Source organism: Agrococcus lahaulensis DSM 17612, assembly GCF_000425105.1.
Lineage (GTDB): Bacteria > Actinomycetota > Actinomycetes > Actinomycetales > Microbacteriaceae > Agrococcus > Agrococcus lahaulensis.
Genome location: NZ_KE384304.1, coordinates 163,893 through 183,636, shown reverse-complemented (window position 1 = coordinate 183,636; position 19,744 = coordinate 163,893). Strand labels below are relative to the sequence as shown.

The 19,744-nt window shown below is 73.1% G+C and carries 19 protein-coding genes, 1 tRNA gene and 1 riboswitch; of the genes, 12 read left to right on the top strand and 8 right to left on the bottom strand.

Annotated elements, in window-relative coordinates:
- Positions 1 to 120 precede the first annotated feature (120 nt).
- On the bottom strand, positions 121 to 1,089 hold the full coding sequence (locus H508_RS0112470; protein WP_051223422.1) for a carbohydrate ABC transporter permease: 969 nt from the start codon (positions 1,087 to 1,089) through the stop codon (positions 121 to 123).
- 1 nt (position 1,090) lies between these two features.
- Positions 1,091 to 1,990 carry a carbohydrate ABC transporter permease gene (locus H508_RS0112465; RefSeq protein ID WP_425393467.1) on the bottom strand — a complete coding sequence of 300 codons (900 nt, stop codon included), beginning with the start codon at positions 1,988 to 1,990 and terminating at the stop codon, positions 1,091 to 1,093.
- 290 nt (positions 1,991 to 2,280) lie between these two features.
- Here H508_RS0112465 and H508_RS0112460 point away from each other — a divergent pair, with 290 nt between their 5' ends.
- From H508_RS0112460 to H508_RS17960, 4 genes are read left to right on the top strand one after another with little or no spacing between them, the layout of a single operon-like run.
- The gene (locus tag H508_RS0112460; protein WP_245569527.1) at positions 2,281 to 3,414 is read left to right on the top strand and encodes a glycosyltransferase family protein; all 1,134 of its coding nucleotides are present in this window, start codon (positions 2,281 to 2,283) and stop codon (positions 3,412 to 3,414) included.
- Entirely contained in the window at positions 3,411 to 4,499 is a 1,089-nt protein-coding gene (locus H508_RS0112455; protein ID WP_026374291.1) for a glycosyltransferase family 4 protein, read from the top strand. Before H508_RS0112460 ends, H508_RS0112455 begins: the two co-directional genes overlap by 4 nt.
- Entirely contained in the window at positions 4,496 to 5,485 is a 990-nt protein-coding gene (locus tag H508_RS0112450) for a glycosyltransferase (RefSeq protein ID WP_026374290.1), read from the top strand. The genes H508_RS0112455 and H508_RS0112450 overlap by 4 nt, the downstream gene beginning before the upstream one ends.
- Positions 5,482 to 6,345, top strand: coding sequence for a galactosyltransferase-related protein (locus H508_RS17960; RefSeq protein ID WP_051223459.1), 864 nt, complete (start codon positions 5,482 to 5,484; stop codon positions 6,343 to 6,345). Before H508_RS0112450 ends, H508_RS17960 begins: the two co-directional genes overlap by 4 nt.
- Here H508_RS17960 and H508_RS0112445 read toward each other — a convergent pair.
- Positions 6,305 to 6,378 (bottom strand) — tRNA-Leu (locus H508_RS0112445). The genes H508_RS17960 and H508_RS0112445 overlap by 41 nt on opposite strands.
- 26 nt (positions 6,379 to 6,404) lie before the next feature.
- Positions 6,405 to 6,788, bottom strand: coding sequence for an A1S_2505 family phage non-structural protein (locus H508_RS0112440; RefSeq protein WP_026374289.1), 384 nt, complete (start codon positions 6,786 to 6,788; stop codon positions 6,405 to 6,407).
- 30 nt (positions 6,789 to 6,818) lie between these two features.
- On the opposite strand from H508_RS0112440, the gene H508_RS0112435 reads away from it, so the two are divergent.
- Positions 6,819 to 7,355 carry a gamma carbonic anhydrase family protein gene (locus H508_RS0112435; RefSeq protein WP_026374288.1) on the top strand — a complete coding sequence of 179 codons (537 nt, stop codon included), beginning with the start codon at positions 6,819 to 6,821 and terminating at the stop codon, positions 7,353 to 7,355.
- A gap of 57 nt (positions 7,356 to 7,412) precedes the next feature.
- Positions 7,413 to 7,907: an SRPBCC domain-containing protein gene (locus tag H508_RS16315; protein WP_035255011.1), complete on the top strand. Its 495-nt coding sequence runs from the start codon at positions 7,413 to 7,415 to the stop codon at positions 7,905 to 7,907.
- A gap of 197 nt (positions 7,908 to 8,104) precedes the next feature.
- On the opposite strand, the gene H508_RS0112425 is transcribed toward H508_RS16315, so the two are convergent.
- Positions 8,105 to 8,992, bottom strand: a complete 888-nt coding sequence (locus H508_RS0112425; protein WP_026374287.1) for a bifunctional methylenetetrahydrofolate dehydrogenase/methenyltetrahydrofolate cyclohydrolase — start codon at positions 8,990 to 8,992, stop codon at positions 8,105 to 8,107.
- Positions 8,989 to 10,320, bottom strand: coding sequence for a serine hydroxymethyltransferase (gene glyA / locus H508_RS0112420; RefSeq protein ID WP_026374286.1), 1,332 nt, complete (start codon positions 10,318 to 10,320; stop codon positions 8,989 to 8,991). The genes H508_RS0112425 and glyA overlap by 4 nt, the downstream gene beginning before the upstream one ends.
- A gap of 38 nt (positions 10,321 to 10,358) precedes the next feature.
- Positions 10,359 to 10,437: riboswitch (ZMP/ZTP riboswitch) on the bottom strand.
- Positions 10,438 to 10,555: 118 nt separating this feature from the next.
- On the opposite strand from glyA, the gene H508_RS0112415 reads away from it, so the two are divergent.
- Both H508_RS0112415 and H508_RS0112410 read left to right on the top strand, forming a co-directional pair.
- Positions 10,556 to 11,326 (top strand): SDR family NAD(P)-dependent oxidoreductase, encoded by a 771-nt coding sequence (locus H508_RS0112415; RefSeq protein ID WP_026374285.1) that lies wholly within the window; start codon positions 10,556 to 10,558, stop codon positions 11,324 to 11,326.
- Positions 11,327 to 11,532: 206 nt separating this feature from the next.
- A complete protein-coding gene (locus H508_RS0112410; protein ID WP_026374284.1) occupies positions 11,533 to 12,048 on the top strand; it encodes a DinB family protein in 516 nt (171 codons plus the stop codon).
- A gap of 279 nt (positions 12,049 to 12,327) precedes the next feature.
- Here the strand turns inward: H508_RS0112410 and H508_RS0112405 are convergent, their stop codons facing one another.
- A complete protein-coding gene (locus H508_RS0112405) occupies positions 12,328 to 15,888 on the bottom strand; it encodes a bifunctional proline dehydrogenase/L-glutamate gamma-semialdehyde dehydrogenase (RefSeq protein WP_026374283.1) in 3,561 nt (1,186 codons plus the stop codon).
- A 150-nt stretch (positions 15,889 to 16,038) separates the two neighbouring features.
- On the opposite strand from H508_RS0112405, the gene H508_RS0112400 reads away from it, so the two are divergent.
- Entirely contained in the window at positions 16,039 to 16,926 is an 888-nt protein-coding gene (locus tag H508_RS0112400) for a LysR substrate-binding domain-containing protein (RefSeq protein ID WP_026374282.1), read from the top strand.
- Positions 16,927 to 16,934: 8 nt separating this feature from the next.
- On the opposite strand, the gene H508_RS16310 is transcribed toward H508_RS0112400, so the two are convergent.
- Positions 16,935 to 18,164: an MFS transporter gene (locus H508_RS16310; protein WP_035255008.1), complete on the bottom strand. Its 1,230-nt coding sequence runs from the start codon at positions 18,162 to 18,164 to the stop codon at positions 16,935 to 16,937.
- A gap of 35 nt (positions 18,165 to 18,199) precedes the next feature.
- Between H508_RS16310 and H508_RS16305 the strand changes: the two genes are divergently transcribed.
- From H508_RS16305 to purU, 3 genes are read left to right on the top strand one after another with little or no spacing between them, the layout of a single operon-like run.
- On the top strand, positions 18,200 to 18,499 hold the full coding sequence (locus H508_RS16305; protein WP_051223419.1) for a DivIVA domain-containing protein: 300 nt from the start codon (positions 18,200 to 18,202) through the stop codon (positions 18,497 to 18,499).
- Positions 18,500 to 18,517: 18 nt separating this feature from the next.
- Positions 18,518 to 18,817, top strand: coding sequence for a hypothetical protein (locus H508_RS0112385; protein WP_026374281.1), 300 nt, complete (start codon positions 18,518 to 18,520; stop codon positions 18,815 to 18,817).
- 27 nt (positions 18,818 to 18,844) lie between these two features.
- On the top strand, positions 18,845 to 19,696 hold the full coding sequence (gene purU, locus H508_RS0112380; RefSeq protein ID WP_035255006.1) for a formyltetrahydrofolate deformylase: 852 nt from the start codon (positions 18,845 to 18,847) through the stop codon (positions 19,694 to 19,696).
- Positions 19,697 to 19,744 lie beyond the last annotated feature (48 nt).

The following is a 19,744-nucleotide window of genomic DNA, read 5'->3' as shown; positions in this document are numbered from 1 at the left end:
CACCTCGCACGCTGGGTGGTACGGAAGTGTCGCCCGTGGACCGCGCGAGCGACCATGCGGTACCACGCTCGGCAGGCCGGGTCGGGTCGGCCTCGCGCGAGCAGCGCGAGCCGGCTCTGCTCAGCCCTTGCGCCCGGTCGTCGCGATGCCGGTGATGAAGGAGCGCTGCCCGAAGGCGAACAGGATGAGCATCGGGATCGTGACGAGCACCGCGGCCACCATGACGTACTGGTAGTCGCCCTGGCCGCCGGCCGTCGGGCTGTACTTCGTCATCGCGCTCGCGATGCCGAGCGGCACGGTGTACCCCTCCTGCGACCCGGTGTTGAGGTAGATGAGCGCGGCCTGCAGGTTGTTCCAGCTCGCCTGGAACTCGAACAGCAGGATGATGACGAACGACGGCACCGACAGCGGCATCGCGATGCGCCAGAACTGGCCCCACGCGCTCAGCCCGTCGAGCTTCGCGGCCTCGAACAGCTCCCGCGGCAGGCCGAGGAAGAACTGCCGCTGCAGGAAGATGTAGAACGCCGAGCCGAAGAGGTTCGCGCCCCACAGCGGCACGTGCGTGCCGACGAAGCCGAGCTGGTTCCAGATGAGGTACTGCGGCACGAGCGTCACCGCGCCCGGCAGCATCATCGTCGCGAGCACGATCCCGAAGAGGATCCCGCGACCCGGGAAGCGGTAGTAGGCGAAGCCGAAGGCGACGAGCGAGCTCGACACGGCGACGAGCACCGCCGCGAGCACGGCGATGAAGATGCTGTTGCCGATCCAGTTCGCGAGCGGCATCTCGTCGAACGCGACGAGGTAGTTCTCGGGCACGAAGGTGTTGGGGATGAGCCGGTTGTCGAAGACCTCGCCGCGCGGCTTGAGGCTCGCGGCGAGCAGCCACGCGAGCGGGTACATGAACAGCGCCGCGAACAGCAGCAGCAGCACCCAGCGCACGATCTGGCCGACCCAGCCCATGGGCGTGAGCGACTGGCCCCGCGCATCCCCGAACCACTTCCTGCGCCGGCGCACCTGCACGTCCTCGGGCGGCACCTCGGCGATCGCGCCGGCCGCCTGGACGGTCTTGATCGACGTCTGCGTAGCCATCTCAGCGCTCGCTCTCGTAGTAGACGAATCGGTTGCCGACCTTCACCTGGATGAGCGAGATCGCGACGATGATGACGAACAGCAGCCACGCCATCGCCGAGGCGAAGCCGAAGTCGAACTGCCGGAACGCCTGCTGGAACAGGTAGATCGCGTAGAAGAGCGACGCATCCGACGACCCCTGCACCTGATCTCGGTGGAAGAGCAGGAAGGCCTGGTCGAAGACCTGGAAGGCGGCGATCGTGAGCACGAGCACGTTGAAGAACACGGCGCCCGAGATCATCGGCAGGGTGATGTTCCAGAAGCGCCGGAACGGCCCGGCGCCGTCGACCTCGGCGACCTCGTAGAGCTCCGTCGGCACGTTCTGCAGCGCGGCGAGGAAGATCACCATCGTGCCGGCGACGCCCCACAGCGTCATGAGCACGATCGACGGCTTCACCCAGTCGGGGTCGAGCAGCCACTGCGGCCCCTGGATGCCGATGGCCGCGAGCCCGCGGTTGATCGCGCCCTGGTTGCCGTTGAGGAGCAGCAGGAACATGGATGCGGTGGCGACCGTCGGCGTCATCTTCGGCAGGTAGAAGACGGTGCGGAAGAAGCCCGCGCCCCGCCGGACGCTGTTGAGCAGCATCGCGAGGCCGAGCGCGAGCACGATCTCGAAGGGCACGGCGAGCACGGCGTAGAAGAGCGTGTTGCCGAGCGAGCCCATGACCTTCGGGTCCTCGAAGAGCCGCTCGTAGTTCGCGAAGCCCGCCGGCCGCGCCGTGTCGGTCGCGAGCTGGTAGTAGCTGAACGAGATGACGAGGCTGTAGACCATCGCGCCGAGCGTGAAGATCAGGAAGCCGATGATCCAGGGCGAGATGAACAGGTAGCCCGCGACCGCCTCCTTGCGGCGGAGCGACCCCATCTTCTGCTTGAGCGGCTTGGTGGCGCGCGCCTTGCGCTTGCCGGTGCCGGCGTCGGCGATGGTCGACATCGATCCCCTTCCGTCCGGGGGTCGATCGCAGGACTGGGATGGTCCCCCTGAGAAGCGGTTCTACTTCACTTCTCTGGGAGGAGCAACGTTCTGGGGCCACGTTGTGGCGAGCGATGCTCAGGTCTGTGAGCACTTCTCCAGGGATGACCGCCCAGGATGCTGTGCATGCGGGAGCTCGGGATGACAGCGGTGCCGTCGGCAGGAACGCGGAGCCGAGAGCGTTGACGGGCTCGCCGTCGACCGCTGCGGCCGCGAGCGCGCTGCGCGAGGACCGCCGCACCATCCGCGTCGCGTCCGTGCCGGCGTCGCACGTGTACGTGCAGCACCTCGCGCCCGTGCACGACGCGGACGACGTGCCGCGCATCACGCGGCTCGAGGACCCCGACCCCGACGATCCCGCGAGACCCGCCGGCGCCAAGTGGTGGCCGCCGACGATGCTCGAGCCGGCGTGGGTCCGCGCGAATCCGGGCTTCGACGTCATGCACCTGCAGTTCGGCTTCGACGCGCGCACGCCGGCGCAGCTCGAGCAGCTCGTGCAGGCGCTGCGCGAGACCGGTCGCCCGCTCGTCTACACCGTGCACGACCTCCGCAACCCGCACCACGAGAGCCGCGACGCGCACGACGCACAGCTCGACGTGCTCGTGCCGGCCGCCGATGCCCTCGTGACCCTCACGCCCGGCGCGGCAGAAGAGATCCGTCGCCGCTGGGGTGTCGAGGCGCGAGTGCTGCCGCACCCGCACGTCGTCGACCTGGAGACGATGCGCAAGGCATCCGCTCGCCGACCGCGCTCGGACGGCGACCCGTTCCGCGTCGCGGTGCACGTCAAGAGCCTGCGCGCGAGCATGAACCCGCTGCCGGTGGTGCGCGCGTTGAGCGAGATCGTGCGGGAGCTGCCCGGCGCGGTGCTGCAGGTCAACGGGCACACCGACGTGCTGCGCCCGGGCGAGCGGTACGACCGACCGCTCGCCGAACTCCTCGAGCAGCAGGCGGCAGCGGGGCTGCTCGAGCTGCACGTGCACGACTTCCTCGACGACGCCGCGCTGTGGGCGTACCTCTCGTCGCTCGACGTGTCGGTGCTGCCCTACCGCTTCGGCACGCACTCGGGCTGGCTCGAGGCGTGCCGCGACCTCGGCACGGCCGTCATCGCGCCGGATTGCGGCTACTACCGCGAGCAGGGCCCCGTCTTCGAGTACCGCAACCGCGACGACGACTTCGATCCCGACTCGCTCCGCGCCGCCGCGCTCGCGGCCTACGCCGCCGGCTCGCCCGCGCCGGCGAGCATCGAGGACCGCATCGCCGAGCGCGACGCGGTCGCCCGCGCGCACGCGCAGCTCTACGAAGAGCTCGTGCGGTGAGCGGGCTGCGCATCTGCCTCATCGCCTCGAGCCGCTTCCCGGTCGCCGAGCCGTTCGTGGGCGGGCTCGAGGCCCACACGCACGCGCTCACCCGCGCGCTCATCGAGCGCGGGCACTCCGTGACGCTCTTCGCCGGCGAGGGATCCGACCCCGCTCTCGGCGCCCAGACGCTCGTCGCCGAGCGCTTCGAGCCCTCGCCCGGCGCCCGCCGAGACGTCGGCGCCCCGCCCCTGCAGTGGATGCAGGAGCACCACGCCTACCTCGCCCTGTGCCTCGAGCTCGCGGCCACCGGCGCCGACCGCTTCGACGTCATCCACAACAACTCGCTCCATCACCTGCCGGTCGCGATGTCGAGCGCGATCGAGGTGCCCATGCTCACGACGCTCCACACGCCGCCGACGCCGTGGCTCGAGTCGGCGCTCCCCTATGCCTCCGAGCGCTCTCGGTTCGTCGCGGTGAGCGGCTTCACCGCGCGGCAGTGGCAGCACTCGGTGCCCGCGTCGGTCGTGCTCAACGGCGTCGACACCGCGCGGTGGCGGCCGGGGCCGGGCGGCGGGCCCGCGATCTGGTTCGGCCGGCTCGTGCCCGAGAAGGCGCCGCACCTCGCGATCCGCGCGGCGCAGCTCGCGGGCATGCCGCTCGACCTCGCGGGGCCCGTGCTCGACGAGGCGTACTTCGAGGCGGAGGTCGCCCCGCACCTCGACGCTCAGCTCGGCCCGCGCATCCGCTACATAGGCCACCTCGGCTCCGACGCCCTCGCGGAGGCCGTCGGCCACGCATCCGTGACCGTCGTGACGCCGTCGTGGGACGAGCCGTACGGCCTCGTCGCGGCTGAGTCGATGGCGACCGGCACGCCGGTCGCGGCGCTCGCGCGCGGCGGGCTGACCGAGGTGATCTCCGCCGAGAGCGGCCGCTTGTGCGCGTCGGAGGACGTCGCCGAGCTCGCGCGCGCGATGCGGAAGGCGAGCGGGCTCTCGAGGGAGCAGACCCGCGCGCACGCGCTCGCCCACTGCTCGATCGAGGCGATGGTCGACGCCTACGAGCGCTGCTACGAGTCCCTCGCGAGCGAGCGGCGAGCGGCGTGATCGGCTACTACGTGCACCACCACGGGCGCGGCCACCTCTCGCGCGCGACCGCGATCGCCACCGCGCTCGGGAGGCCCCTCACCGGGCTCTCGAGCCTGCCCGCGCCACCCGACTGGCCCGGCGACTGGGTGCAGCTGCCCGCCGACGACGCCGACGCGCCGGTCGTGGACGCCGAGGCGCGCGGGCGCCTGCACTGGGTGCCGCTCGACCACTCGGGCCTGCGCGCCCGCATGGCGCGCATCGCGCAGTGGATCGACGAGCACCGCCCCGACGCGATCGTCGTCGACGTGTCGGTCGAGGTCGCGCTCCTCGCGCGGCTGCACGGCGTGCCGGTCGTCACGATCGCGATGCCCGGCGATCGCCGTGACCCGGCGCACGAGCTCGGCTACGCCATCGCCGCCGAGATCATCGGCGCGTGGCCGCCGGAAGCGGGCCTGCTCGGCGGCGCGCCGGGGCTCGCGGGCCGCGTGCACGCGGTCGGGGCGATCTCCCGGTTCGCGCCGAGAGCGCCGGCGCCGCTTGACGCCCGCCGGCGCGTCGTCGTCCTCGGCGGCGCGGGCGGCGACACGTTCACGGCGGATGCGGTCGCTCGCGCCCGCGAGGACGCTCCCGGCTGGGAGTGGACCCACCTCGGCGCGAACGGATCGTGGACGGACGACCCGTGGTCGGCGCTGCTGGGCGCTACCGTCGTCGTCACGCACGCGGGCGAGAGCGCGATCGCCGAGGTCGCCGCCGCGCGGCGCCCCGCGATCGTCATCCCGCAGGAGCGGCCGCACGACGAGCAGCGCTGCACGGCCGCGGTGCTCGCCGACGAGCGCTGGCCCGCGCTCGTGCAGGCGGAGTGGCCGACGACCGGGTGGTCCGCGCTGCTCGAGCGCGCGGTCGCGCTCGACGCCGGCGGCTGGCAGGCGTGGAACGACGGCCGCGGCGCCGAGCGCGCCGCCGCGGTCATCGCCGCGGTGAGCGATCGGGGCGGCGCCCGATGACACGCGTCGCCGTCATCACGATCGCCCACGGCCGGCATGACCACTGGGCGCTGCAGGAGGCTGCGCTCGCGCGCTCGGAGCGGCGGCCCGACGAGCGGATCCTCGTCACGATGGACGACCCGGCGCTCGCGAGCGCCGCGCGAGCGCGGGGCGACGTGCGCGTCGTCGAGACGAGCGGCGACGAGCGGGGCCTCCCGCTCGCGCGGGCTCGGAACCTCGGTGTCGAAGCGGCGCTGGACGCGGGCGCCGACGTGCTCGTGCTGCTCGACGTCGACTGCCTGCCGGCGCCCGGCCTCGTCGGCGCGTACGCGCGCGCCGCGGCAGCGCCCGAGACGCGCGAGAGCCTGCTCTCCGGCCCCGTCACCTACCTCGACCCCGCGCCGCCGGAGGGCTACGAGCTCGACCGGCTCCCCTCGCTCGACCGCCCGCATCCGGCACGTCCCGCGCCCGCGCCCGGCGAGACCCTGCTCGGCGGCTCGCACGACCTCTTCTGGTCGCTGTCGTTCGCGCTGCACGCGGACCTCTGGCGCCGCATCGGCGGCTTCCACGAGGGCTACGTCGGCTACGGCGGCGAGGACACCGACTTCGCGTGGCGAGCGCGCGAGCTCGGCATCCCGATGGCGTGGATCGGCGGCGCGCGCGCGTTCCACCAGCACCACCCGATCGAGGACCCGCCGCGGCGCCACCTCGACGCGATCCTGCGCAACGGCGCGCTCTTCCGCGGCCGCTGGGGCGAATGGCCGATGCGCGGCTGGCTCGACGCGTTCGCCCGGGAGGGGCTCGTCGAGCGCACCCAGAGCGGCGACTACCGCCGCAGCGTGCCCCCGCTGGGGTTCGAACCCAGACTGGGCGGAGTTTAAGTCCGCTGCCTCTGCCGGTTGGGCTACGGGGGCGCGGGCGCCGCGCGCCCGCTCCAACGCTAGTCGGCGCCCCGGTCGAGCAGTGCCGCGAAGCGCTCGGGCAGCAGCACGTTGTCGCCCGCGCCGCGGAAGAGCGGCGCGATCTCCTCCGGCGTGAACCCGGCGATGCCGCAGCCGATCTCGGTGACGAGGAACTCGAGCTCGGGATGCTCGGCGGCGAAGCCCAGGAACGTCGCGACCTCGCGCTCGATCACGCCGAGCCCGCTCATCGTGTCGATCGCGTACGACTGACCGTGCAGCCCGTGCCCCTCGCCCCACACGGCGCCGAAGCGCTCCATGGCCGTGCGCGCGGCACCGGCCCCGTGCATCCCCTCGGCATTCGAGCCGAAGACGAACACCTGCTGCGGCTCGAGGGACTCGACCCTCCTCGGCGACGTGCGCATGCCCCTACGGTAGCCGCGTAGCCTGGCGCCATGACCGTCCACGAGCGCGCCACGATCATCCCGCTGCCCGACCGCGAGCCGCACGTGCCGCCGAGCGCGCTCGTGATGCCCGGCGCGGTCATCGCCGGGGCCGTCTCGCTCGGCGAGCGCGTCGGCATCTGGCCCGGCGCGTCGCTGCGCGCCGAGGAGGAGGCCGTCACGATCGGCGACGACTCGAACGTGCAGGACAGCTGCTCGCTGCACGTCGACAAGGGCTCGCCCCTCACGATCGGCGCCCGCGTCTCGATCGGCCACAACGCGGTCGTGCACGGCTGCACGGTCGAGGACGACGTGCTCATCGGCATGCACGCGACCGTCATGAACGGCGCGGTCATCGGCTCCGGCACGATCATCGCCGCGGGCGCGCTCGTCACCGAGGGCACCGTCGTGCCCGCGAACTCGCTCGTCGCGGGCGTGCCGGGCAAGGTGCGGCGCGAGACGACGGAGGACGAGCGGCGCGCGATCGCGAGGAACGCCGCGACCTACTCGGACCGCATCCGCCTGTACGTCGACGCGATCGGGCAGTAGCGGCTCTGGCGTGCGGTGGGGCGGATGCGTAGGCTCGGCCCGACCGGAGGGAGCCGCATGGCGATCGAGGCGACGGGCATCGTGATCGAGCACGGCGAGTCGGGCGAGCTCGTGCTCGAGCGCCGCGTCGCGCACGACGCGCTCGCCGTCTGGCCCTACTTCGCGGAGTCGCGCGAGCTCGGGATGTGGTTCGGCGCCTACGCGGGCGACCCCGACTCGGGCGAGGTCGTCGTCGCGATGAGCGCCGAGGAGGGCGACGCCACGATCGCGGTCGAGATCCTCGACTGCGCCGCGCCCGAGCACCTCGCGGTGCTCACGAACGACGAGCACGGCTCGTGGAGCCTCGAGGTCGAGCTCGTCGACGGCGGGCACGAGCAGGGCTCGGGCACGACGGTGCGCTTCACGCACCACGACGTCGCGCTCGCGGCGCTGCCCGAGGTCGGGCCGGGGTGGGAGTGGTACCTCGACCGGCTCGTCGCCGCCCTCGATGGGCGGCCGATGCCCGAGTGGGACGACTACTACCCGGCGCTGCGGGCGGCGTACACGCGCTGAGCGGCCCCTTCCTCCCGTTGGTCGAGCAGCCGCCGCCCCACCCCGTCGGTCGAGCAGTCCCCGCCCCACCCCGTTGGTCGAGTAGCCCGACCGCAGGTCGGGCGTATCGAGACCAGGTCGCTCCCGTCTCGATACGCCCGCTCCGCGGGCCACTCGACGAACGGGAGGGGCCTACGGCCCTACTCGACGGGCGGGGGTCAGCGGGAGCGCACCGCCTTCTCCGCCATCTGCACGACGTTGTCGAGCAGCATGACGCGCGTCATCGGGCCGACGCCGCCCGGCACGGGCGAGATCCAGCCGGCGACGTCGCGAACGCCGGGGTCGACATCGCCGAGCAGCTTGACCTTGCCGGTCTCGGCCGAGAGGCCGCGCGTGATGCCGACGTCGAGCACGGCCGCGCCGGGCTTGACCCAGTCGGCCTTGATGAGCCCCGGCACGCCGACCGCCGCGACGACGATGTCGGCCTCCCGCACCTGCGCCGCGAGATCCGGCGTGCGCGAGTGGCACAGCGTCACGGTCGCGTCGATGCCCTTGCGCGTGAGCAGCAGCCCGAGCGGCCGGCCGACCGTGAGGCCTCGGCCGACGATCGCGACCGTCGCGCCCGCGATCTCGATGTCGTGCCGTCGCAGCATCTGCACGATGCCCGCGGGCGTGCACGGCATCGGCGAGTCGATCGGGCCGTCGACGCCGAGCACGAGCCGCCCGAGGTTCTCGGGGTGGAGGCCGTCGGCATCCTTCGCCGGATCCATGAGCCCGAGCATCGCGTGCTCGTCGTGCCCCGCGGGCAGCGGCAGCTGCACGATGTAGCCGGTCACCTCGCGCGCGCTGTTGAGGTCGCGGATCGCGGCCTCGACGTCGGCGCTCGACGCGCTCGCGGGCAGGTCGACGCGGATCGACTCGATGCCGACCTCGGCGCAGTCGCGGTGCTTGCCCTTGACGTACGACTGGCTGCCCGGGTCGTCGCCGACGAGCAGCGTGCCGAGCCCCGGCGTGACGCCCTTGCCGCGCAGCGCGTCGACGCGCTCCCGCAGCTCGTCCTTGATCGCGGATGCGGTGCGGTTGCCGTCGAGGAGCTGCGCGGTCATCGGTCGACGCTCGAGCCGAGCTCGTGCACCGCCTCGGGCTGCCCGGAGGGACCGACGCCCGGGTAGAGCGGGAACGCGTCGGCGAGCTTCGCCACCCGCGCGCGCAGCGCATCCAGGTCTGCCCCCGGCAGCAGCGCGAGCGCGATGATGTCGGCGACCTCGGTGAACTCCTCGTCGCCGAAGCCGCGGGTCGCGAGCGCCGGCGTGCCGATGCGGAGCCCCGACGTCACCATCGGCGGGCGCGGGTCGTTCGGCACCGCGTTGCGGTTGACCGTGATGCGGATCTCGTGGAGGAGGTCCTCCGCCTGCTTGCCGTCGATGGCCGCGTCGCGGAGGTCGACGAGCACGAGGTGCACGTCGGTGCCGTCCGAGCGCACGGTGATGCCCGCATTCCGCACGTCGTCCTGCATGAGGCGGTCGGCGAGGATGCGCGCGCCGCGGAGGGTGCGCTCCTGGCGCTCCTTGAACGCCTCGGAGCCGGCGAGCTTGAAGGCGGTCGCCTTCGCCGCGATGACGTGCATGAGCGGGCCGCCCTGCTGGCCGGGGAAGACCGCGGAGTTGAGCTTCTTCGCGATGTCGGCCTCGTTCGTGAGGATGAAGCCCGAGCGGGGGCCGCCGATCGTCTTGTGCACGGTCGAGGAGACGACGTGCGCGTGCGGCACCGGGTTCGGGTGGAGGCCAGCGGCGACGAGGCCCGCGAAGTGCGCCATGTCGACCCACAGGAGCGCGCCGACCTCGTCGGCGATCTCGCGGAAGGCGGCGAAGTCGAGCTGGCGCGGGTAGGCCGACCAGCCGGCGATGATGACCTTGGGCTTGTGCTCCTGCGCGAGGCGGCGCACCTCCTCCATGTCGACGCGGCTCGTGGCCTCGTCGACGCCGTAGGCGACGATGTCGTAGAGGCGGCCCGAGAAGTTGATCTTCATGCCGTGCGTGAGGTGGCCGCCGTGGTCGAGCGAGAGGCCGAGGATCGTGTCGCCGGGGCGGGCGATCGCGTGCAGCACGGCCGCGTTCGCGGTCGCGCCCGAGTGGGGCTGCACGTTCGCGTACTCGGCCCCGAAGAGCGCCTTCGCGCGCTCGATCGCCAGCGACTCGGCGACGTCGACGTGCTCGCAGCCGCCGTAGTAGCGGCGTCCCGGGTAGCCCTCGGCGTACTTGTTCGTGAGCACGCTGCCTGCCGCCTCGAGCACCGCGACGGGCACGAAGTTCTCGCTCGCGATCATCTCGAGGTAGTCGCGCTGGCGGTCGAGCTCGAGCTGCAGCACCGCGGCGATCTCGGGATCGACCTCCGTGAGCGGCGAGTTGAACGTGGAGGGCAGGCGGTCGGTCACGGTTGCTCCTTCGCTGGGGCGCTGGCGCGCTTCGCTGGTTCGGATGCCCAGGCGCGCGGCGGCTGCTCGGCCGCTCCCCGGTGGTGCTCCACCATTGCGCCAGTCACGGCCGCTCCCATCGTACCCGCGCGCGGATGGCGACGACGGATGCGTGGGCTGAGGGAAGTTCATTGACAAGGCAGTGCTCGCGGCCGGATGCTGGCGCTCGACCCGTTCGACGAAGAAGGAGCACTGCATGAGCGTCATCGACCTGACCGGCAAGGTCGCCGTCATCACCGGCGGCGGCAGCGGCATCGGCCGCGCCACCGCCCAGCTGTTCGCCGAGCTCGGCGCGAAGGTCGTGGTGAGCGACATCGCCCAGACCGCCGACGAGACCGTCGCGAGCATCGAGGGGGCCGGGGGCACCGCATCCGCCTTGATCGGCGACATCGGCGACGTCGCCGTCGCCGACTCGGTCGTCGCAGCGGCAGTGGAGCGCTACGGGCGGCTCGACGTGCTGGTCAACAACGCGGGCATCATGGACCACTTCGCGGGCGCCGCGAACGTCGAGGACGCGCTGTGGGACCGCATCATGCGCGTCAACCTCAACGCGCCGTTCTACCTGACGCGCGCGGCGCTGCGGGTCATGCTGCCGCAGAACTATGGCTCGATCGTCAACGTCTCGAGCGCCGCGGGCATCCGCGGGGCGGCGGCGGGCGCCGCCTACACGGCCTCGAAGCACGGGCTCGTCGGCCTCACGCGCAACACCGCCTACATGTACGGCAAGCAGGGCATCCGCGCGAACGCGATCTGCCCGGGCGGCGTCGCGACCAACGTCATGACCGAGGACGTGCAGCGCGGCATCGACCACGATGGCCTCGCCGCGCTCGGGCCGATCCACCAGGGCGCGCTCCGCAACGCCGAGCCGATCGAGCAGGCGAACCTCGCCGCGTTCCTCGCGTCCGATGCCGCTTCGAACGTCAACGGCGCGATCATCCCGAACGACGGGGGCTGGGCCGCAGGCTGAGCCGGCCGGCTGCGCTCGAGCGCTCCGCGGACCCCGTCCCGGCAGCGGGACCCGGGATCACGGGTCCGGCTGCCGAGATGGGGTCCGTAACGGTTCGCGGCGACGGCGCCAGTCGCGCGGGCGGATGCGCAACGGCGGATGCGCAACGGCGGATGCGCGCTGGCGGATGCGCGCTGGCGGACACTCGGGCGTGCTTGGATCGGCGCATGGACGACGGCGACCGCTCCCGCTCGCTGCTGCTCGGCGCGCTCGACGCACAGCGGCGGCACGTGCTCGCCGCGGTCGACGGGCTGACCGACGCCCAGCTGCGGGCGGCGGTGCTGCCGTCGGGCTGGTCGCCGATCGGGCTCGTGCGCCACCTCACGCTCGGCGGCGAGCGCTACTGGATCCACACCGTCATGGCCGGCGAGCCGCTCGACTACTGGCCCATCGATCGGCCCGAGCTCGACGAGGGGAGGCCCGCCGACTGGCGCGTCGAGCCGCACGAGTCGACGGATGCCGTGCTCGACGAGTACCGCGACGCGATCGCGCGCTCCGACGGAATCCTCGCGGCGCTGCCGCTCGATGCTGCGCCGCGGCACCGCGAGCCCGACTGGCAGGCGGAGCGGTTCGCCGACCTCGAGGCGGTGCTGCTGCACGTGATCCTCGACGCAGCGACGCACGCGGGCCACCTCGACGCGGCCCGCGAGTTGCTCGACGGCCGCCAGCACCTCGTGCTCTGACGGGGCTGCTCGCCACAGCCGCGAAGCCCTCGCGCGACTCGACCGCTTCTCGTCGACAGGACCTGCTGCAACGGATCGAGTGGGCGAGAACCGGTCGAGTCGCCGCGGGAACCGGTCGAGTCGCCGAGACCGGGTCGAGTCGCCGAAAGCGGGTCGAGTGGAGTCGCTGCGGACCCGAGATCGGCAGCGGACCCGAGATCTCGGGTCTCGCTGCCGATGTGGGGTCTGGGTCGCCGGTCAGCGGCGCGCGAGGCCGCACTCGCCGCTGACCGGCGCGCCCTAGATCAAGTGGTCGGTGAGGTGGTTCGGCGTGCCGAAGCGGTGCGCCGTGATCGCGATCGCCTGCTCGCGCAGGAAGGGCAGCAGCTCGACGCGGCCCGCCTCCGTCACGGGGTGCGACACGATCGCGAGGTCGGGGCGGCCCTCGACCGCCTCGGCGAGCGACCGCACGCCGGCGGCCACCGCGTCGTCGGCAGCGAGGTAGCGGATGCGGCCCTGCTCGAGCCGCTGCGCCGAGCGGCGGAACGCCGCGTCGTCCTCGACCGTCACCGGCACGCCCGCCGCCGCGAGCGCCGCCCGCACCGCGGGCGCCGACTCGATCGCGGTCGAGACCCGCACCTCGGCACCCGCGCGGAGCGCCGCGACGACCGAGCGCGCGAGCTGCGCGACGCGGCCGCCCTCCGCGAGCCGGATCGTCACGCCCGGCATCGGCAGGTGCCGCAGGATGTCGCGCTCGGCCGAGAGCCCCTGCACGTCCTTCGCGACCCCGAGCTCGGTGGCCCACACGTGCTGGTCGGAGCCGGCCGCGCGCGCGAGCGCCGCCGCCTCGGCGGCCGTCACCGACGCATCCGTCGCCTTCACGAGCGACTCGACGGCGTCGACGATCGCCTGCACCGCGGGCAGCTCGATCGGGGCGGTCTCGCGCGCCTCGGCCGTGCGCCAGTCGACGAGCGGGAAGAGGTAGCTCGGGCCGCCCGCCTTCGTCGTCGGGCCGACGACCGAGCGCTTCCAGCCGCCGAAGGGCTGGCGCTGCACGATCGCGCCGGTGATGCCGCGATTGACGTAGAGGTTGCCCGCCTGCACGGTCTCGAGCCACAGCCCGATCTCGTCGGGGTCGAGCGAGTGGATGCCCGAGGTGAGCCCGTAGTCGACGTCGTTGACGAGCTCGATCGCCTCCTCGAGCGTCTCGACGCGCATGATGCCGAGGATCGGCCCGAAGTACTCGGTGCGGTGGTACTCGCTCCCCCGCTGCACGCCGGCGCGCAGGCCCGGGCTCCACAGCTTGCCGCTCTCGTCGAGCTGCTTCGGCTCGACGATCCACGACTCTCCCTCCCCGAGCGTCGTGAGCCCCTCGAGCAGCTTGCCCTCCGCCGGCGCGATGATCGGCCCCATCTGGCTGTCGGCGTCCCACGGGTAGCCGACGTCGAGCGAGCGCACGCCGTCGACGATCTGGCTGTGCAGGCGCTTCGAGCGGCCCGCCTGCCCGACGAGGATCGCGAGCGACGCCGCCGAGCACTTCTGGCCCGCGTGGCCGAACGCGCTCGCGACGATGTCCTTCGCCGCGAGGTCGAAGTCGGCCGAGGGCGTCACGATGATCGCGTTCTTGCCGCTCGTCTCGGCGAGCAGGTCGAGGTCGGAGCGGATGCGTCGGAAGGCCTGGGCGGTCTCGAACCCGCCCGTGAGGATCACGCGGTCGACGCGCTCATCGGCGATGAGCCGGTCGCCGAGGCTGCGGTCGGCGAACTGCACGAAGTGCAGCACCTCGCGCGGGACGCCCGCCGCCCACAGCGCGTCGAGCATCACGGCGCCCGTGCGGGCGGTCGCGCGCGCGGGCTTGACGATGACGGATGCGCCGGAGGCGAGGGCCGCGAGCGTCGAGCCCGCGGGGATGGCGATCGGGAAGTTCCACGGCGGGGTGACCGCGATGAGCCGCGACGGCACCGCGACGGCGCCGTCGACGCGGTCGAGGTCGCGCGCGCGCTCGGCGTAGTAGTGCGCGAAGTCGATCGCCTCCGAGACCTCGGGGTCGGACTGGTCGAGGGTCTTGCCCGCCTCGGCGGCCGCGACCTCCATGAGCTCGGCGCGGCGCGCCTCGAGCTCGCGGCCCGCGCGGTGCAGGATCGCGGCGCGCTCGTCCCCCGAGAGCGAGCGCCACGCGGCGTTCGCCTCGATCGCGGCCTCGATCGTCGCTTCGAGCTCGGCCGCATCGCGCAGCGTCGCCGCCTCCACGAGGTCGACGCCGAGCTGCGAGGTCTTCGCGCGCTCGCGGATGCCCGCGGCCCACGCCTGGTTCGCCGGCAGCGACGGGTCGGAGTCGGGAGCGTTCCGGAACCCGCGCTCGGGGGCGTCGACCGCATCCGCCGTCGTCACCGCCGTGCGGTCCTGCGTCCGGTGCGTCGACGGCGCCGGCGCCGCGAGCGCGTCGAGCGAGGCGAGGAAGCGGTCGCGCTCGCGCTCGAAGAGCGCCTCGTCGCTCGCGAGCTCGAACACCGCCGACATGAAGTTCTCGCGGCTCGCCCCCTCCTCGAGGCGGCGGATGAGGTAGGCGATCGCGACGTCGAACTCGCTCGGGTGCACGACGGGCGTGTAGAGGAGGAGCCCGCCGACGTCGCGGCGCACGACCTCCGCCTGGCCCTGCGCCATGCCGAGCAGCATCTCGAAGTCGAGGCCGCGCTCGATGCCGCGCTCCTTCGAGAGCAGCCACGCGAAGGCGACGTCGAAGAGGTTGTGGCCCGCGACGCCCAGCTCGACGTTCGCGATGCGCGAGGGCGTGAGCGCCCACGAGAGCACGCGCTTGTAGTGGGTGTCGCTGTCCTGCTTCGTGTGCCAGGTCGCGAGCGGCCAGCCGTGCAGCGAGGCCTCGACGCGCTCCATGGGCAGGTTCGCGCCCTTCACGAGGCGCACCTTCACCGGCGCGCCGCCCGCAGCGACGCGCTCGGCGGCCCACGCCTGCAGGCGCTGCATCGCCGGCAGCGCGTCGGGGAGGTAGGCCTGCAGCACGATGCCGCCGCGGTACTGCTCGAGGCCGGGGGTCTCGAGGATCCGCGTGAAGACCGCCATGGTCATCTCGAGGTCCTTGTACTCCTCCATGTCGAGGTTGATGAAGGTGCCGGTCGCGGCCGCGCGGCGGTAGAGCGGCAGCAGCCGCTCGATGACGTGCTCGACGGCCTCCTGGAACGCCCACGGCTGGTGCGGCGCGGTCGTCGCCGAGACCTTGATCGAGACGTAGTCGACGTCGGGGCGCTCGATGAGCGCGAGCGTGCCCTCGAGGCGGCGCTTCGCCTCGCGGTCGCCGAGCACGGCCTCGCCGAGGAGGTTGACGTTCAGGCGAGCGCCCGTGGCGCGGATGCGCTCGATCGCCTTCCCGAGGCGGGCGTCGGTCGCGTCGATGATGAGGTGGCCGACCATCTCGCGCAGCACGCGCCGCGCGATCGGCACGACGACGTGCGGGGCGAGCGGCGCGACGCCGCCGCCGAGCCTCAGCGCCTGGCGCATGGGCCAGGGCAGGAAGCCGGGCGCCATGCCGCCGATCTCGCGCAGCGTCTGCGCAGCGACGTGCACGTCCTCGGGGCGCACGACGCCGTCGACGAAGCGCACGGCGAAGTCGAGGCCCTTCGGGTCGCGGAGCACGCCCGCGAGCTGCTCGGCGCTCGCGTCGGCGGGGATGCGCTCGGCCTCCTCGAGCCAGGAGCGCACCTGCGCGACGATCGCGGGAGCGAGCGCGCGCATGCGCTCGAGCTCGGCGGCGTCGAGGCCCGTGCTCGGCCCGACCGCGTCGTGCCGCTCGGCGGTCGTCTCGGCGCTCGTGATCGCTGTCGTGTCGGTGGCTGCTGCGCCCATGCGGCTGCCCTCCCTCTGCCATCGTGCGGCTCGCGTCGTCGTCTGCGTGCGATGGCACGCCGCGGCCAGTATGCGCTCGCGCACCCGTCGCGTACAGTGACGGTTCACGACGGATATCCGTCGCGATCAACGATGGTTGCTGGAGGCCCCATGCTCGACGTCCGCCGCTTGCGACTGCTGCGCGAGCTGCGGCTGCGCGGCACGATCGCGGCCGTCGCGACCGCGCTCGCCTACGCGCCGAGCGCCGTCTCGCAGCAGCTCTCCGCGCTCGAGCGCGAGGTCGGCGTGCCGCTCACGCGCAAGCAGGGCAGGCGGCTCGCGCTCACCCCGCAGGGCGAGCTCCTCGCCCAGCACGCCGAGGGCATCCTCACGGGCCTCGAGGCCGCGGAGCGCGCCGTCGCGGCATCGCTCGGCCGCCCGGTGGGCACCGTCCGCATCGCCGTGTTCCAGTCGGCGGCGCTCGGGCTCGTGCCCGGCATGCTGCGGATCCTCGCCGATGAGGCGCCGGAGGTGCGGGTCGAGATGGTGCAGCGCGAGCCCGAGACGGCGCTCTACGACACCTTCGTCGGCGACTTCGACCTCGTCGTCGCCGAGCAGTACCCGGGGCACGCCGCGCCGCAGCACGCGGGCCTCGATCGGCAGCTGCTCACGACCGACGCGCTGCGGCTCGCCGTGCCGCCCGAGTCCCGCATCGAGCGGCTCGCGGATGCCGCCGGGCACGCGTGGGTCATGGAGCCCGTCGGCGCCGCCTCCCGGCACTTCGCCGAGCAGCAGTGCCGGGTCGCGGGCTTCGAGCCCGACGTGCGGTTCGCGACCGCCGACCTCCAGGCGCAGATGCGGCTCATCGAGACCGGGCACGCGGTGGGCGTCGTGAACGACCTCACGTGGGTCGGCACCGAGGTCGGCTTCCGGATCGTCGAGCTCCCGGGCGCCCCGCGCCGCGAGGTCTTCACCGCCGCCCGCGCCGCCTCCGAGGGCAACCCCGCGATCGCGGCCGTGCGCTCGGCCCTCGCGGCCGCCGTGCCCGCCGGGCTCTGAACCGGGCGTCAGCCGAGCCGCGCGAGGTCGCGCCGGTGCAGCGCCACGTCGCTCGAGACGAGCACGAGCGCGATCGAGAGCCCGACGAGCAGCGCCCACGGCAGCGCGCCGACGCCGATCGCGTCGAGCACGAAGGCACCGAGCAGCGCTCCCGCGCCGATGCCGACGTTGAAGCCGGTCGTGTACCAGGCGGTCGCCTGCTGCAGCAGCCGCTCGGGGGTCGCCTGCAGCTGCCGGGTCTGCAGCAGCGCCGGGAGCGCGCCGAGCGAGAACGCCCACAGCATCACCGCCGCGACCGTGAGCACGACGTGCTGCGAGAGCCCGAGCGCGAGCATCGCGGCGATGCCGGCGACGAGCATCGCGAGCGTCGCGGCCGTCGGCCGCTTGCCGAGCCACAGCGCGATCGCGAGCACCGCCGCGATGCCGACGACGCCGTAGCCGAACAGCGCGCCCGAGAGCCACGACTCGGGCACGCCCGCGTGATCGACGAGGAACGGCGAGACGTAGGTGTAGAGCGCGTAGTGGCCGAGCATGACGACGGTCGTCGAGAGGATCGCGAGCGCGACGCCGCGCACGCTCTTGCCAGGCCCGGGGTCGGGCAGCGCGATCGATCCGGTCGAGGTCGTCGCGCGATCGCGCAGGTGGTCGACGGGCGGCAGCAGCCGCCACACCGCGACCGCGACCGCGAGGCACACGGCGCCGAACAGCGCGAACGACCAGCGCCACCCGATGAGCTGGCCGAGCAGCGTCGCGAGCGGCAGCCCGAGCACGTACGCGAACGAGCCGCCCGCCGAGGTGATCGCGACGGCGCGCGCGAGCTGGTGCGGCTTGACGAGGTAGGCGGCGTAGGCGCCGACGACCGTCCAGAAGACCCCATGCGCGATGCCGCCGATGACGCGGAAGGCGACCGACCACGCGTAGTCAGGCGCGAGCGCCGAGCCGAAGCAGCTGAGGCCGAACACCACGAGCACCGAGATGACGAGCAGATGACGGGGGATGCGTCGGGTCAGGCGGACGAGCGTCGTCGACGACGCGACGACGGTGAAGGCGAAGATGGTCACGAGCAGCCCGATGGCGCCCTCGCTGACGCCGAGCTCGCGGCTCATCGGCAGCAGCAGGCCCATCGGCAGCATCTCGACGGAGATGTTCGTGAAGACGGCGAGCGCGAGCACCGCGAGCGCGGCGGTCGGGAAGCGGTCCGCTGCCTTCCCCGCCTGGGTCGTCGACTGCTCGCTCACGACCGGCAAGCCTATGCCGCCGATAGCATCGGCCCGTGCTCACCGCCGATGACGTCATCGCCGCCGCGTTCGCGACCACCCGCTTCGGCCCGGGCTACGACATGGACGCGGTCGACGGCTTCCTCGACCGCGTCGCGCGCACGCTGCGGGCCTACGCCGAGGGCGCCGGCGACGGCATCGAGGTGCTCGCCGAGGACATCCCGGCCCAGCGCTTCGCGGTCACGACGTTCCGCGAGGGCTACGCGCAGCTCGAGGTCGACGACTTCCTCGATCGCGCCGAGACGGCGCTGCGATCGCTCGAGGCCGCGGCACTCCGGGGTCCCGCGGGCGCGTAGCGCCCCTACGCTTGCCCTGTGCTGACCTCCGAGGCGATCACCGCCCTGCCCCTGCACTTCGCGAGCGCGTGGCAGCCCGGCTACCCCGCTCCGGCGGTCGACGCGTGGCGCGCACGCGTGCTCGCCTTCGCCGCCGACCCCGAGTCCGCGGGCGGCGAGGCCGCGCTCGCCGAGGTGATCGCGGGTGCCGTCTCGCTCCCCTCGACGATCGCGCTGAGCGGCGCGCGCTACCGCCCCGCCGACGTCGACGCGCTCCTCGACCTCGTCGCCGACGCGCTGCCCGAGCCGGAGTGGCCGGAGGGGTCGCGGCCGGAGTGAGGTGCGATCGCTCGTAGGATCGAGCGGATGAGCGCCAACCACTGGATCCTCTCGATCGTCTGCGACGACCGGCCCGGCATCGTCCACGCCATCACCGGCGCGATCGTGGCGTGCGGCGGCAACATCACCGAGTCGCAGCAGTTCTCCTCCGCCGACACCGACCGCTTCTTCATGCGCCTGCAGGTCGAGGCCGAGGCCGAGCGCGGCGACTTCGAGGTGCAGCTCGCGCCGGTCGTCGAGCGCTACGGCATGCAGTGGCAGCTCGACGACGTCGCCCGGCCGCTCAAGACGCTCGTGCTCGTGTCGAAGGCCGCCCACTGCCTCAACGACATGCTCTTCCGCCAGCGCGCCGGGCAGCTCTCGGTCGACATCCCGCTCGTGATGTCGAACCACCCCGACCTCGCGGGCCTCGCCGCGTTCTACGGCGTGCCCTTCGAGCACGCGCCGGTCGTCGACGCCGACTCGAAGGCCGCGTTCGAGCGACGGATGCTCGAGGTCGTCGAGCGGGAGGGCGTCGAGCTCGTCGTGCTCGCCCGCTACATGCAGATCCTCTCCCCCGAGCTGTGCGAGGCGCTCGAGGGCCGGCTCATCAACATCCACCACTCCTTCCTGCCCGGCTTCAAGGGTGCGAACCCCTACCGGCAGGCGCACGCGCGCGGCGTGAAGCTCATCGGGGCGACCGCGCACTTCGTCACGAGCGATCTCGACGAGGGCCCGATCATCGAGCAGAACGTCGAGCGCGTCGACCACACGCAGAGCCCCGCGCAGCTCGTCGCGATCGGCCAGGACGTCGAGTCGCGCACGCTCTCGCGCGCCGTGCAGTGGTTCGCCGAGGACCGCGTGCTGCTCGACGGGCAGCGCACGATCATCTTCCGCTGACGCGTCGCGGGCGGCGTGTCACCCGCTGTTCACCTCGCAACGGTGCGC